This window comes from Arthrobacter zhaoxinii (genome assembly GCF_025244925.1).
Taxonomy (GTDB): Bacteria; Actinomycetota; Actinomycetes; order Actinomycetales; family Micrococcaceae; genus Arthrobacter_B; species Arthrobacter_B zhaoxinii.
In genome coordinates, this window is the sequence record NZ_CP104275.1 from 1472555 (window position 1) to 1486953 (window position 14399).

Annotated in this window: 13 protein-coding genes; 7 read left to right on the forward strand and 6 right to left on the reverse strand. The window is 65.0% G+C overall.

The window, feature by feature from the left end; translation table 11 throughout:
• Positions 1 to 66 precede the first annotated feature (66 nt).
• From N2K95_RS06810 to N2K95_RS06835, 6 genes are all read right to left on the reverse strand, one after another.
• A complete protein-coding gene (locus N2K95_RS06810) occupies positions 67 to 690 on the reverse strand; it encodes a DUF3000 domain-containing protein (RefSeq protein WP_255792840.1) in 624 nt (207 codons plus the stop codon).
• A gap of 123 nt (positions 691 to 813) precedes the next feature.
• Entirely contained in the window at positions 814 to 1896 is a 1083-nt protein-coding gene (locus N2K95_RS06815; protein ID WP_260653448.1) for a threonine aldolase family protein, read from the reverse strand.
• A 34-nt stretch (positions 1897 to 1930) separates the two neighbouring features.
• Entirely contained in the window at positions 1931 to 2692 is a 762-nt protein-coding gene (locus N2K95_RS06820) for an SDR family oxidoreductase (protein WP_260653449.1), read from the reverse strand.
• Complete coding sequence (locus N2K95_RS06825) at positions 2689 to 4086, reverse strand: DUF6421 family protein (protein WP_260653450.1); 1398 nt, start codon at positions 4084 to 4086, stop codon at positions 2689 to 2691. The genes N2K95_RS06820 and N2K95_RS06825 overlap by 4 nt, the downstream gene beginning before the upstream one ends.
• Positions 4087 to 4337: 251 nt before the next feature.
• Positions 4338 to 5246 carry a sugar phosphate isomerase/epimerase family protein gene (locus N2K95_RS06830; RefSeq protein WP_255792571.1) on the reverse strand — a complete coding sequence of 303 codons (909 nt, stop codon included), beginning with the start codon at positions 5244 to 5246 and terminating at the stop codon, positions 4338 to 4340.
• Positions 5247 to 5689: 443 nt separating this feature from the next.
• Positions 5690 to 6637, reverse strand: a complete 948-nt coding sequence (locus N2K95_RS06835) for an ROK family protein (RefSeq protein WP_313771194.1) — start codon at positions 6635 to 6637, stop codon at positions 5690 to 5692.
• Here N2K95_RS06835 and N2K95_RS16270 point away from each other — a divergent pair.
• The 7 genes from N2K95_RS16270 to N2K95_RS06865 all read left to right on the forward strand — a co-directional run bounded on the left by N2K95_RS16270 (position 6575) and on the right by N2K95_RS06865 (position 14267).
• Positions 6575 to 6793, forward strand: a complete 219-nt coding sequence (locus tag N2K95_RS16270) for a hypothetical protein (RefSeq protein WP_308206317.1) — start codon at positions 6575 to 6577, stop codon at positions 6791 to 6793. The two genes, N2K95_RS06835 and N2K95_RS16270, sit on opposite strands and share 63 nt — an antisense overlap.
• Positions 6794 to 7205: 412 nt before the next feature.
• Positions 7206 to 8447 (forward strand): inositol-3-phosphate synthase, encoded by a 1242-nt coding sequence (locus tag N2K95_RS06840; protein WP_260653451.1) that lies wholly within the window; start codon positions 7206 to 7208, stop codon positions 8445 to 8447.
• On the forward strand, positions 8444 to 9325 hold the full coding sequence (locus N2K95_RS06845; RefSeq protein ID WP_260653452.1) for an SCO3242 family prenyltransferase: 882 nt from the start codon (positions 8444 to 8446) through the stop codon (positions 9323 to 9325). Before N2K95_RS06840 ends, N2K95_RS06845 begins: the two co-directional genes overlap by 4 nt.
• Complete coding sequence (locus N2K95_RS06850; protein ID WP_260653453.1) at positions 9322 to 10827, forward strand: EboA domain-containing protein; 1506 nt, start codon at positions 9322 to 9324, stop codon at positions 10825 to 10827. Before N2K95_RS06845 ends, N2K95_RS06850 begins: the two co-directional genes overlap by 4 nt.
• 2 nt (positions 10828 to 10829) lie before the next feature.
• Positions 10830 to 11708: a TatD family hydrolase gene (locus N2K95_RS06855; RefSeq protein WP_260653454.1), complete on the forward strand. Its 879-nt coding sequence runs from the start codon at positions 10830 to 10832 to the stop codon at positions 11706 to 11708.
• Positions 11708 to 12856: a metabolite traffic protein EboE gene (gene eboE / locus N2K95_RS06860; protein ID WP_260653455.1), complete on the forward strand. Its 1149-nt coding sequence runs from the start codon at positions 11708 to 11710 to the stop codon at positions 12854 to 12856. Before N2K95_RS06855 ends, eboE begins: the two co-directional genes overlap by 1 nt.
• A 10-nt stretch (positions 12857 to 12866) precedes the next feature.
• Positions 12867 to 14267 (forward strand): alkaline phosphatase family protein, encoded by a 1401-nt coding sequence (locus tag N2K95_RS06865; RefSeq protein WP_260653456.1) that lies wholly within the window; start codon positions 12867 to 12869, stop codon positions 14265 to 14267.
• Positions 14268 to 14399 lie beyond the last annotated feature (132 nt).

The window sequence follows — 14399 nt, forward strand, 5'->3', positions numbered from 1 at the left end:
AGACAGCGGCCGCGGACAGCGCCGGACAGCGTGCAGCGGCGGGCCGAACGACCCGTCCGTCCGCGGCTAGCTCCTGCGCCGGCCGGGAAGGGGAGTGACACCATACGGCAGCGGCGGCAGTCCGGCGAAGGTACACACCATGTCCGACCATGCTTCCAAATGGGACTGAACATCGGCGTCGGCGGGGGTCCAGGAAGCCCGGAGCTCGATGTCGATTGAATCATCCCGGCGCTCAAGCGTTCCGTAACTTTCCGAGAGCACCCGGGTGGCGGTTCCGCCGGCCATGGAATAGCGGGCACCGTGCTGCTCCAGTGCCTCCACCAGCCAGGTCCAGGCCACCGATCCGAGAAGCTGGTCGTTGCCCATGTCCGGTTCCAGCTCAGCGCGGATATACGTGACAATGCGGAACGTCCCGTTCCACACGGGCGAACCGGCGGGATCGTGGAGAAGGATGAAGCGGCCGGTGGCCAGCTCCAGCTGGTCGGGGACCAGCGGGACGCCCGGGTCGTGCAGGCTGCCGGGCCCGACGGGTCCGGGAGTCAGCACCTCCGCACCGAGGGAGACTGCGTAGGGAGCCAGCCGGGTGGGCGCCGGGATCTCTTCCAGCTTCAACTCGGCCCGGCAGGCCGCCCGGCGCAGGGCGCCGAGGGCAGTCAGGAAATCCGGGGGCACCTGGGACAGGTCACCTATTGCACTCACCTCCGCAGACTACGGGCAGGGGAAGGCCCGGGAGCGGGCAGGCTCGCCGCTGTGGCCGTTTCGTTACCTGCCGTCCGTTCCGCTGAAGCGGGCGGACGGCAGGCAACATCGGCTTTAGCGTGAGGCCAGCGGTGCCGGATCGGCAGCAACTTCACGGGCGATTGCCGCAGCAAAGGCATCGACATCATCCTCGGACGTATCGAAGGTGCACATCCAGCGGACCTCGCCGGTTGACTGGTCCCAGTCATAGAAACGGAAGTCGCCGCGCAGCCGGTCGGCAACGCCGGCGGGCAGCTTGGCGAAGACAGCGTTGACCTGGCTGGGCTGGGTGATCTCCACGCCGTCGATCTGCTCGACGGCGGCGCGCAGCCGGCTGGCCATGGCATTGGCGTGCGAGGCAGAGCGGTGCCACAGATCAGTGCCGTACAGGGTGACGAACTGGGCAGAGATGAAGCGCATCTTGGAGGCCAGCTGCATGTTCATCTTGCGCAGGTAGTCCAGGCCGGGGGAGGCCTCGGGGTCAAAGGTGATGATGCATTCGCCGTACATCATCCCGTTCTTGGTGCCGCCCAGGGAAAGGATGTCCACGCCGGCATCGGCGGTCATCTCCTTGAAGGACACTCCGAGGGCGGCGGCGGCGTTGCCCAGCCGGGCGCCGTCCATGTGCAGCTTCATCCCGCGGGCGTGGATGTGGTCCGCGATCGCGGCGATTTCCTCCACCGTGTACAGCGTGCCGAGTTCGGTGGACTGGGTGATGGACACGGCCAGCGGCTGGGCGCGGTGCTCGTCGCCCCAGCCCCACGCCTCGCGGTCGATCAGCTCGGGAGTGAGCTTGCCGTCGTCGGTCGGGATGCCCAACAGCTTCATGCCGCCGATGCGCTCCGGGGCGCCGTTCTCGTCCACGTTGATGTGCGCCGTCGTCGGGCAGATGACCGCACCCCAGCGGGGCAGCAGGGCCTGCAGGGCGGTGACGTTGGCGCCGGTGCCGTTGAAGACCGGGAACGCACGGATATGGTTTCCGAACTGGTCGGTCAGGACCTCGCGCAGCTTCGCGGTGTACACATCTTCGCCGTAGGCCACCTGGTGGCCCTGATTCGCGGCGGTGAGCGCCGCGAGGATTTCCGGATGGACACCGGAGTAGTTGTCGGAAGCAAAAGCCTTAATTGCGGTGTCGTGCAGGGGGAGTATGTCAGTCACGGTCCTAGTATCTCTTACCTTGATGTAGTTCAGGTCACTTCGACGGTACGAGGCGAATCCGCTGCCCGTTGACCTCTGCGGCATCCTGCTGGAAGAGCCGGACGACGGCGTCGGCCAGGTCCTCCACGTCGGTGTAGCCGGGGAACCTGCGGTCCGGGGCGGCGGCGCGCTGCGCGGAGTCCACCAGGGCCTTGACCACGAAGACGACGGCGGCCGAGTGCTGCGGTGCGGGGTTTTCCTTCCGTCCCGACTGGCTGCCCTGGAACCCCGCGGCGACGGCCCGGACCCAGGCTTCCGCAGCGGCCTTGGCGGCTGCGTAGCCGGCGCCGGCAGCGGTGGGGGAGTCCACCGCCGTGGAGGAGACGATCGCCAGGCGTCCGACCGGGGAGGCCGCGAGCTGGTCATAGAAGCTGCGGCTGACGTTGCGGAGCGTACGCAGGATGTTGGTTTCCAGGAAGTCCCAGTCCTGCTCGCTCTGGGAGCCGATATCCGTACCGGCCCGCCAGCCGCCCACCAGGTGGATCAGCCCGTCGATGCCGCCGTAGGTTTCCCGCAGGTCGGCCGCCAGGGCCGCCACCTCCCCGGAGTCGCCGAGATCGCAGGTGCGCCGATCGGCGTCGCCGGCCAACGTGTTTGCCAAGCGTGCGGCGTCGCGGCCGACAGCCACCACTTTGGCGCCGGCCGATTCCAGCGCCCGGCAGACGGCGGTGCCGGAGGCGCTGCCCGCTCCGGCCACCAGGACGGTCCGCCCCGTCAGCGGGGCTGCACCCGCGGGCGCGCCGGGCTCAGTGCTCATTCGGCGGTGCTTCCCGTGATTCCGGCGGTGGATTCGATCACCGGGGCCATCTTCTTGGACAGGGCTTCGTAGAACATGGACAGCGGGAATTCGTCGTCGAGCACCTGGTCGGTGAGTCCGCGCGGCGGCCCGTCCAACGGCAGGGCCTTGGGCCCCTGGGCCCAAACCGATGCAGGGTTGGGCGTCAGCGTCCCTGCCACCAGGTCGTACGCGGCCAGCCAGTGCGCCGTCTTGGGCCGGTCGATGGAGCGCCAGTAGAGTTCCTCGATTTCCGCACCAAGGCGGACGACGACGTCGGCGGTCTCTTCCCAGTCGATGCTCAGTTTCCCGTCGGTCCAGTGCAGGACATGGTTCTGGTGCATCCAGGCGAAGAGCAGCTGGCCGCCGAGCCCGTCATAGTTGCGTACCCGGCTGCCGGTGATGGCGAAGCGGAAGATGCGGTCGAAGATCACTGCGTACTGCACCAGGCGTGCATGCCGCCGGGTGTCCTCCGGGGCGTCCTCGTCGCGCTGGATTTTCACAGCCTCGCGGAACGCGGTGAGGTCGCAGCGCAGTTCTTCCAGCGAGTAGAGGAAGTAGGGCATGCGCTGCTTGATCATGAACGGATCGAAGGGGAGGTCGCCGCGCATGTGGGTGCGGTCGTGAATGAGGTCCCACATGATGAAGGTTTCCTCGGCAAGCTTCTGGTCCTGCAGGAGTTCCGCGGCTTCGGCCGGCAGCTGAAGGGACGTGGTGTCCGCGGCGGCTGCCAGGACCTTCCGGAAGCGGGCTGCCTCGCGGTCGGCGAAGATGGCACCCCAGGTGAAGGCGGGCGTTGCGCGGACTGCAACGGTTTCCGGGAAGAGCACGGCGGAGTTGGTGTCATAGCCGGGGGTGAAGTCCAGGAAACGGATCGGTACGAAGAGGCCGTTGGAGTATTCGCCTGCCTCCAGCTCGGCAACGAACTCGGGCCAGATGACCTCGATCAGCACTGCTTCCACCAGGCGTGAGGTGGAGCCGTTCTGCGTGTACATGGGGAAGACGACGAGGTGCGCCAGGCCGTTGACACGATGCTGCTGAGGGGAGAAGGCCAGCAGGGAATCGAGGAAATCAGGTTCGTTGTCCAAGCCGCCGGCCACCCAGCGCTCGAAGTCCTGCACCACCAGGCGGAGATACCCGGCGTCGTGCTCGAAAACCGGAACCAGTGCCGTAACGGCGGCAGTGATGGTTCCGATCAGCTCTCCTGCCTCGGCGTGATGCTCGGAATTCACGGATCCGTTCTTGTTCTGCAGCGGCTGCAGATCGGTGGCTGCCTGCTTCAGCGCCTGCCATGCCTCGGAATCCACGGGATTGCTGCCCGGTGCCGGTGCAGGGAAGGAGGTGCGGGAGGGCGGAGGGAACGCGTGAAGAGACATGGCTGCAACTTTCAGGTGCGGGAGCCGTTCCGACGGGCTCATGGGAAGTGCGGCCAGCATACTCACGAAAAACTAACGCTTACTGAAAACCCACCTATTGATAAGAGACTCTTATGCTCCCGCCGACTTCGTCGTAACGACCATAAGCCGGGCTTTGCCTGCCGCATCGGCTGACGGTGGCGCCCGGAACAGAACAAGGGGGCTGCCCCTGGTCCGGGACAGCCCCCTCGCTCGGCGGTTAGCGCGCGTGGTTAGAAGCGCACGTTCCGAAGATAGCGGTAGCCGACCGCCGCAGTCCGGAGCGGGGTGACGTCCGGCTGGTCGTTTTCCACAATGTACTCCTGCGGCTGGTGTGCATCGAAAATGCGTGAGAAGTCGATGGTTCCGGCACCCAGATCAGCGAAATCGCCGGTGGCATCGCGGTCCTTCACGTGGTACTGCAGAACCTTCTGGGGTGCCTCTTTTATCGTGTCAATCGCGAACTGGACGGGGTCGGAAGCTCCCACGCCAACACCGCCCGTGACCGCCCAGTACAGATCGACTTCCAGGTGGACCAGCCTCGGGTCGAGGCGGCTTGTGAAAATGTCCCAGGGGGTGAGCCCGCCCCCGAGGTCCGTAGTGAACTCGTGCGCGTGGTTGTGATAGCCGTATTTAATCCCGGCCCTCCGTACGACAGCCGCTTCGGCGTTCATCTGGTCTGCCCACCGGTACCAGTCATCTGCACTGTCCGACGCAAGGTATGGAACAACCATGTACGTCTGACCGAGCGTCAGTGCGTTGGAGATCTTTGCCTGCAGATCCGCGGGCGTCGCGCTTATTCCTTCGTGGCTGGAAGTGGCCTGAATTCCGGTGCGCTTCAGGGTTCTCCGCATTTCCCTGGCTGTTCGCCCGTAGTACCCGGCCAGTTCGACACGCTTGTACCCGAACCGTGCAAGTTGTTGGAACGTCGCGTCGACATTCTCCTCGGTAATGATCGACCGCAGCGTGTAGAGCTGAATACTGATGAGCCATGGGGGAACCGTCTGCTTCGGCCGGTGTCCGTGGCCCGGTTTGCCGTGGTGTCCGGGTCCGTGTGCGACGGCGGGAGCTGCCCCGGCGCCGGCCAGGCCGACCCCCACGCCCGCGGCGAGCGTTCCGCGGATGAAGTTGCGTCGGTCCACCCCCTTTTTTTCAAGAGAACGATTTAGTGCACCTGATGCGTCAAATCCAAAGCACATACTCTTGCCTTTCTGACAGTAAAACGCATTCTTTCGCCGCCTTCGTTGGCAATAGCGAGAACACGCGCTGGGGCGTCACTGGGGTGATTCACCGGGCTGATGAAGAAAGGCCGCCGTCGCCGACAAGCTGTCCGCCACAACTCGGTATCTAGCACTTGGGCCAAGATGTCCTTTTGTTGTCTGAAACCACTACCAGACGCCCGGGCGTACCGTTAGGGCAAGCTTCGAAAAGCTATGCCTGCTATCGGCCCTGCCCTTTCAGGTACGAGGTGGAGCAACGGGGGGTGACTGGAAATGAGTCCGTCGGATGAGGCTAGGACGGACTTTTGGTGTCTGTCAAGCAAAAGTCGTCGACGGGGCGCCGGGTAAGCGCAGTAGCTACTTGTTTACGAGAGCCGGGAGACCATGGCATCGATGCGCTGAGGGGACATGGCATGGTGGATTGCCAGCATGCTTGCGCCCAGCACGCCGGCGTCGACACCGGAGTTGGAGTGCACGATCCGAAGATGCTGGGTGGCAAGCGGGATGGTACGCGAGTACACCGTTTCCCGGATGCCGGCGATGAAATGTTCGCCCGTGAGGGCCATGGATCCCCCGATGACAATCACAGATGGGTTGATGAGGCTGATGCAGGCCGAAAGCACCTCGCCGACGTCGCGCCCGGCCTGCCGCACTGCATGGATGGCCTCCGTGCTTCCGGCACGAACGAGTTCCACGATGTCTTCGCTGCCGCTGGCTTCCAATCCCAGTTGCCGCAGCTTGGACGCCACGGCAGGGCCGGATGCTATTGCCTCCAGACAGTCAGTATTCCCGCAGTGGCAGGGGACTCCGCTGCCGCCGTGCACGCGGATGTGCCCGATGTCTCCGGCGACACCGTCCGCCCCGCGCTGCAACATGCCGCTGGAGACAATGCCTGAACCGATTCCGGTGGCGACTTTGACGAAAAGCAGGTTGTCCACCTGGGGCCAGGCCATATTGCGCTCGCCCAGGGCCATGATGTTGACGTCATTGTCGACCAGGACCGGTACATGGAACCGCGCCTCCAGATATCCAGGCACGTCATAGCTGTTCCATCCGGGCATGATGGGTGGATTGATGGGCCGGCCGGTGCGGTGTTCCACGGGTCCGGGGAGTCCGATGCCGACAGCCAGGAGGTCGTCCAGGGAACGGCCGGTGCCCTTGAGCAGTTCCGTGCCGAGTTCGACGACCGCCTCCAGGACTGCCTCCGGGCCCCTTGTGATTTCCAATGTGCGTGCAGATTGGGACAGTAGATGCCCGGTGAGGTCCGTGACGGCCACCTGGAGGTGGGAAGCGCCAATGTCCACTCCGAGCACAACCCGGCTGCCCGCCTTGAGCGCAATCCGGGACGAAGGCCGCCCACCGGTGGATACGGCATCCTGAACGAACCCTACGAGGCCCAGGTCCATAAGGGCTTCGATCCGAAGTGTGACGGTGGAGCGCGCCAGCCCCATCTGCTCGGCGAGCTCTGACCGGGTCCGTGGTTTCCCGTCGCGGAGGATTTGAAAGAGCTCACTCGCTCCGGACGATGCAAGACCGCTTACGTTACTTATGTCACTCACCGACTCATTACAGCATAAAGGCGACGGAACCCCTGACTTCAATACCTTCGCGTGGAACGACACCACGGCCCTTCTCAGGGACCGCCGGCGAAGGCAAAACAGCCTTCAGGGGCAGGGGAAAATCAAAGTTCCACCCCGTCTCCACGGCGCATCGACAGAATGACGGTACCCCGAAGCGCAGATATATCGGAATACCTCATAAGTACGTTGTTCCCTGACGTTACCTATGTTAGGTTCCCCGATAACACGCGTCCCTCCGCCAGGTTCTTATGGCGCCGGGCCTGCAGTCACCTGCGGAATGGCTTCGAGGAGGAAGTTTGACATGGGAATGCCAGCTGGGACGGAGGGTGGAACGGGTGCGGGTCTGGAGGGCCGGTTCTACGGCAAAACAGGCATCTGGCTCATCGGCGCACGGGGGTCGGTGGCGACGACGGCGGCGATGGGCCTGGCCGCCATCGCAGCCGGACTGGTGAAACCGCGGGGATGCGTCACAGAACAGGATGCTTTCCGGGGCGTGCATCTCCCGGACTACGCGGACCTTGTTGTCGGCGGACACGACATCAGCGGTGTTTCCATGGCCAAGCGGGCGGAACACCTTGTTGCTGCCGGTATGGTCCCCGGCCAACTCTTTGAATCAGTCCGAGCCCAGCTCCTTGAGACGGACAGCCGGGTGCGTCCCGGGTACGACCCCGCCGGCACTGCAGAGCCGCAGGCTGACGCTGCGCTTCGTCTGTCCGGCGATATCCTTGCGTTCCGGGAGTTCCACGGCCTGCAGCGGGTTATCGTCTTGGACGTCGCCTCGACCGAGGCCCCGCCGGATCCGCTCGACGAGTTCCACGACGTCGGCCTCCTGAAGGCGGCCCTGCAGGATCCGGCACGGTCAGTCTTGCCCGCCAGCTCGGTAGGGGCCTATGCGGCGGTTCTGTCGGGCTCCCCGTATATATGTTTCACGCCGTCAACCGCCCTGAACATTCCTGCGCTGTATGAGCTTGCCGGGGCTGGCGGGGTTCCGACAGCGGGACAGGACGGCAAGACGGGCCAGACATGGCTGCGGTCGGTGCTGGCTCCGGCGCTCTCCGCACGCGGGCTGCGGGTGCTCTCCTGGGCTGGAACGAATTTGCTTGGCGGCGGCGACGGGGCCACGCTTGCGGACAGCAGGGCAGTCTCCGGGAAGCTGCAGTCCAAGAACAGGGGATTGAGGGAGCTCGCCGGAGGTGCAGTGACTCCGCTGCACATTGACAACGTACCGGATCTGGGCGAGACCAAAGTGGCGTGGGACCACATCCATGTCGAAGGCTTCCTGGGGTCCCGGCTGACGATCCAGACAACCTGGAGCGCCTATGACTCCATGCTGGCAGCTCCGATGGTGCTCGACCTGGCCCGCCTTATGGCACTTGCCGACGCCGTCGGAGAAACCGGACATGTTGGTGCCCTTGGTTTCTTCTTCAAAGATCCATGGGGCAGCGGTGAGCATTCCTTCGCGCAGCAGACGAACAACCTGGTGCGGTGGGCGCTTGCTGCCTCTGCCCGGCTTGCTTCCACTTCAGAGGGGAATCAGCCGTGACCCCGTTCGGCGATTATCTCGAGCTGGTCCGGGCTCCTGCCGTCCTCACCGTCCTGGGCGACACCATGGCAGGCGGCGCTGCTGCCGGCCGCGTCCTGAGCGGCAGGCGGCTGTGGATGCCTCTGGCGAGCGCGTGCCTCTATGCCGGGGGAATGGCCCTGAATGACTACGCAGACCGCGACGTCGATGCCCGCGAACGCCCGCAGCGTCCCCTTCCGTCGGGGAGGGTAAGCGCCGGAAGTGCCCTGGCCGCGGCATCTGCCCTTACCGTCGCGGGACTCGGGTTGTGTGCCGTGGCCGGTGGACGGAGGGCACTCGCTGTAGGGGTCCCGCTCGCGGGGTCCATCTGGACATATGACCTGATAGCGAAGAACCACACGCTCATAGGAGCAGTCTCGATGGGCAGCTGCCGGGCCCTTGACGTCCTGATGGGCGCAGGCGCAGGGCAGATGAGGCCGGCACTCGGGGCGGCGGGCATCATGGGCGGCCATACCGTCGCCGTGACGCTCCTTTCCCGCGGTGAAGTCGAAGGAACAGACACTGTGACCGCTTCCGGCGTCGCCGCAACCACCGGACTGGTTGCCGCCGCAGTGGTGGCCGGCTCGTCCGGACCGCCGGCCAGGATGCTTGCCGTTCTCGCTGCCACTGCTGCCTATGCCGCAAGATGCGGGCCCGCCCAGATAAGGGCAGCGCGGAGTCCGGCGGCAGCAAACGCCTTGGCCGCGACCCGGGCCGGCATCCGCGCGATGATTCCGCTCCAGGCAGCGCTCGCGGTTCGGTACGGACACCCGACGGCTGCAGGTGCACTGGTTGCAGTGGATGTCCTGGGCAAGATCCTCCGGTCCCGTCCCAAGGCCAGGAAGGTGAGCGAGTCATGACCACCACGCCAGCGCCGGTTCCCTTCAGCATCGGGTACGGTACCAACGGCTTCACGGACCATTCCCTGTCCGACGTACTGGAGCTGCTGCACGAACTCGGCTACGGGTCCGTGGCCCTGACCCTCGGCCATCCCCACCTCGACCCGTTCGCCCCCGACCTGGACGCCCGGCTGAGCAGCCTGCGCAGCCGTCTCGACGAGCTGGAGCTTCGCCTGGTCATAGAGACGGGAACGCGTTTCCTGCTCAACCGCCGAGAGAAGCACCGTCCCGCTCTCGTTGACGAAGAGGCCGCCGCCCGTGTCGATTTCCTGCGCCGCGCGGTAGACATCGCGGCGGTGCTCGACGCCGAATGCGTCTCCTTCTTTTCGGGGATCCTGCCTCCGGGAACCAGCCCAGCGTCCGGTTGGCAGCGGCTGGAAACCCGGGTCGCCGAGGTCCTCGGACACGCCGCCGAAAACGGGGTCCTGCTCGCCATTGAACCGGAACCCGGGATGCTCGTAGAGACGGTCGCCGATGCGCTCGAGCTTCGGCGACGGCTCGGCAATCCGCAGGGACTCAGGGTGACTGTCGACATCGGACACTGCGTGGTGGTTGAGCCCGGAGGCGTGCGCGGTGCGCTGATGGAAGCCGGAGAGCTGCTGGCCAACGTCCAGCTCGACGACATGCGATCCGCTGCCCATGAACACCTTCCGTTCGGCGAGGGGGAGGTCGACGTTCCGCTCGCCCTGGCAACGCTGGCGGAACTGGATTACCGCGGCGTGGCCGCGGTGGAGCTGCCCCGCCACTCCTTCGATGCCCCGGGCCTGGCTGTCCGGAGCATGGCCGCGCTGCAGGCCGCCTGGCGGGATGTGCAGGCCGGCCAGGCAGCGGAACAGTGGCTGCAGGAAAGCACGGGCAGGATCGCCGCAGATCCCGGGGCCCTGCCTGGAATCTTCGCGGCAGCCGGTCGCAGGGTGGGCCGCAGTCCGGTGCACCCTGACACCGATCCCACGGGGGTTCTCCATGGCAGCAGCAGCGATTATGCCCGCGGCGAGCTCATTCGGCGCCTGAAACAGTTTCTCCCCCCGGAAGACCTGGCCGGGACCGTCCTTTCGCTTTACGACCGGGGGGACTCCTCGGAACGGCGTGGCGTGCTTAGGGGACTGGGATCACTGGCAGCCGAGGATCCGGACCTGCCGGCACCGGTCCTGGCAGCGGGCCTGCGGCTGACGGTTGAGGCGCTGCGGACGAACGAGACCGGGCTCGTGGCGGCCGCCGTCGGCCCTTTCGCGGCTGCCTACCTTGATCAGCACAACTGGCGCCACGCTGTCCTGAAGCTCGTCTTCATGGGGGTCAGCCTTGCCGCCGTCACCGATCTGCACGATCGAGCGGACGATGAACTGGCGCGCATGGCCGCCGATTTCGCCACCGAACGGCAGGCTGCGGGACGTCCGGTACCCGACGACGTCGTTCTCCTGCTGAACCGTGCAGCCAGTCCCACCGTCTCTCGTAAGGAGTCCTAGCCATGCGCATATTCGATCCGCATATCCACATGACCAGCCGCACGACCGATGACTATGCCGCGCTCTATGCCAACGGGGTGCGGGCCTTGGTCGAGCCCGCCTTCTGGTTGGGACAGCCCAGGACCAGCGTTGGATCGTTCATCGACTATTTTGATTCCCTGCTGGGCTGGGAGCGGTTCCGGGCCTCCCAGTTCGGCATCCGCCACCACGCCACGATCGCCCTCAACCCCAAGGAAGCAAACGATCCCAGATGCGTGCCCGTCCTGGACGAGATTCCCCGATACCTGGCGAAGGACGGCGTCGTGGCGGTCGGAGAGATCGGCTTTGACTCAATGACCCCCGCCGAGGATGAGGCGTTCATCCGCCAACTGGAACTGGCCCACGAGTTTTCCCTCCCCGCGCTGGTGCACACCCCGCACCGGGAGAAGCTTTTGGGCACGCGCCGCACACTGGACATCATTCGTGAGTCAGCGCTTGCTCCTTCGATGGTCGTGGTGGACCACCTCAATGAGACGAACGTAGGCATGGTGAAGGACGCCGGAGCGTGGATGGGGTTCTCCATCTACCCGGACACCAAGATGGACGAGCAACGCCTGGTCGCGATCCTCCACGAGTATGGAACCGACAAGGTGCTGGTTAACTCTGCGGCGGATTGGGGCAAGTCCGACCCGCTCAAGACGGTGAGCACGGCGAAAGCCATGCTCACCGGTGGGTTCTCGGCGGACGACGTCGACCGGGTCCTGTGGCAGAATCCGGTCGACTTCTACGGCCAGAGCGGACAGCTGATCCTCGAACCGATCCCCGGTTTCGACGGCGCTGACCTCGGGGGAGCGGGGGCTACGTTCGAAGGCAACTCACTGCTGCGGGGTGTCCGCGCCTAATGCAGCTTTCCTACTGCACCAACGTGCATCCGGCGGAGGATCTCGACGGGGTCATCCGGCAGCTCCGGAACTATGCCGGCCCTGTCCGCCGCAGGGCAGGACTGGACGTTCTCGGTGTAGGGCTGTGGCTGCCTGCAGGGCTCGCCGGCCGTCTGGCGGGAAGCGCCGCGGACATCGCTGTGCTTCGGGAGGTCCTCTCCGAGCAGGGCCTGCAGATCCATACCTTGAACGCATTTCCCTACGGCGGCTTCCACAACGAGGTAGTGAAGACAGACGTGTACAAGCCCACATGGGCACAACGGGAGCGGTTGCAGTACACGCTGGAGTGCGCGGAGGTCCTTGCCGCCCTGCTGCCGGACGGCACCCCGGGGTCAATCTCCACGCTGCCTCTGGGGTGGCGTGATCCCTGGACGGCCGACGACGACGCCGCCGCCGTTACGGCGTTCGCTGAGCTGTGTGAAGGTCTGCGAACGCTGAAGGAGCGCACAGGGAAGATGGTCCGCATAGCTGTGGAACCGGAACCGGGATGCGTGCTCGATACTGTCTCGGATGTTGCGCAATGGCTGGCAGCGCGCATCCCGAGAGGCATCGATCCCGATTACGTCGGCCTGTGCATCGACACCTGCCACCTGGCGGTGTCCTTCGCCGACCCGGTTGCAGCCGTCCGCAGCGTCGGCGCAGCGGGCCTGCGCATCGTCAAAGTCCAGGCTTCCGCCGCACTGCACGTGGCCGCGCCCGCAGATGCGGCCGCCCGCACCGCGCTCGAGGCATTCGCGGAACCGCGCTACCTGCACCAGGTCCGGGAGCTGCGACGCGACGGGACCGTGCTGATGGCAGACGACTTGCCGGAGGCGCTCAGCGAGCTGCCGGGCAGAGGCCCATGGAGAGTCCATTTCCACATGCCGCTGCACCTGGTGCCGGCCCTTCCGCTGGAGACGACGGCGGAGGTGCTGGAAATGACTGTGGCTGAAGTCGGCAGCCTGCCGTACGGGCAGGACGCGCACCTGGACATCGAAACCTACACCTGGAGTGTCCTGCCCGGGAAACCAGCCGATCTCGTGGAAGGAATCGCAGGAGAAATCGCCTGGGCCCGGTCCCGGCTCCTGGCTCCGGCGCCCCGACAGCCATGCCTACCCCTTGAGACCTAAAGGAGAACCCTTGAAACCGGTACTGCTGCTCGACGTCGTGGGACTCACTGCCCTGTCACTGCGGCACATGCCCCGTCTGTCCAAACTCGCTGCGGCGGGGTGGTCATCCGAACTGGCTACCGTCCTTCCGGCCGTCACCTGCACAGTCCAGTCCACTATGCTCACCGGCCTGGCGCCGTCGGACCACGGGATTGTCGGCAACGGCTGGTATTTCCGCGAATTGGGGGACGTCTTCTTTTGGCGCCAGCACAACAAGCTGGTCGCCGGGGAAAAGATCTGGGAAAGTGCCCGGCGCAAAGATCCGGATTACCGCGCCGGCAACATCTGCTGGTGGTACGCCATGGGCATGTCAACGGACATAACAATAACTCCCCGCCCGATCTATCACGCGGACGGAAGGAAATCTCCGGACGCCTATATCCGCCCACCGGCGCTGCATGACGAATTAGTGTCCCGAAACGGCGAATTTCCGCTGTTCCAGTACTGGGGCCCGGGCGCCGGCATTCAATCGACGCAATGGATCATTGAGTCCACAAGACACGTCATGCGAAGCCAGGCACCGGAGCTCCTCATGGCGTATCTTCCGCATCTCGATTATGACCTGCAGCGGTTTGGCCCCGGCCATCCCCAGGCCACCCGCGCCGCTGCCGAGCTCGATGCTGCACTTGCTCCGTTGCTGGATGAAGCCGAGAGCCACGGGTACGCGGTCATCGCTGTGGCCGAGTACGGGATCGAAGACGCGCACTTACCCGTGGACATCAACCGGGTGCTGCGCAGGGAAGGCCTGCTGGAGGTCTATGTGCAGGACGGCAAGGAGCAACTGGATACGTGGGCCTCCCGCGCCTTTGCCGTCGCGGACCACCAGGTGGCGCACGTCTACGTCCAGGATGCAGGCGACGTTGCCCGTACGGCGGATATCCTCAGGGCGACCCGGGGGATCGATGAAGTCCTGGACCGTCATGCCCAGGCGAGGTACGGGCTGGACCATGAGCGGTCCGGAGAGCTCGCCGTCATTGCCGAGCCGGGCGCCTGGTTCACGTACTATTTCTGGCTGGATGATGCCCGTGCGCCCGAATACGCACGCGGCGTGGATATCCATCGAAAGCCGGGGTATGACCCGGGCGAACTCTTCTTCGACCCGGCTGACAAGCTCGCGAAGGCCAAGGCAGGCCTGAACCTGATCAGGAAAAAAGCCGGGCTGCGCTATGCCATGAGCACCGTGCCCTTGAACCCGGCGCACGTCCGGGGGACGCACGGAAGGCTTCCCGGCTCCCGCAACAGCACTCCGGTGGTGATCTCTTCCGAGGACCGGATGCCGCCTTTTGTCGAAGAGCTGATGCGCGGGGGAAAGCCTATCCCTGCTGCAGCGGTCAAGTCCCTCGTCCTCCAGACACAGGGACTGCCTGAATGAGCATCAGCTGACTTTTATTTATCAAACAACAAACGTTTCGAATCACTCCGAACGCTTGGAGCGGCTTTGTTGTGCGCCCGTCGGGGAAGCGAGTGTAAAGAGTGTTTTTGAAAGCTGGCTTTGTTTTTTCAA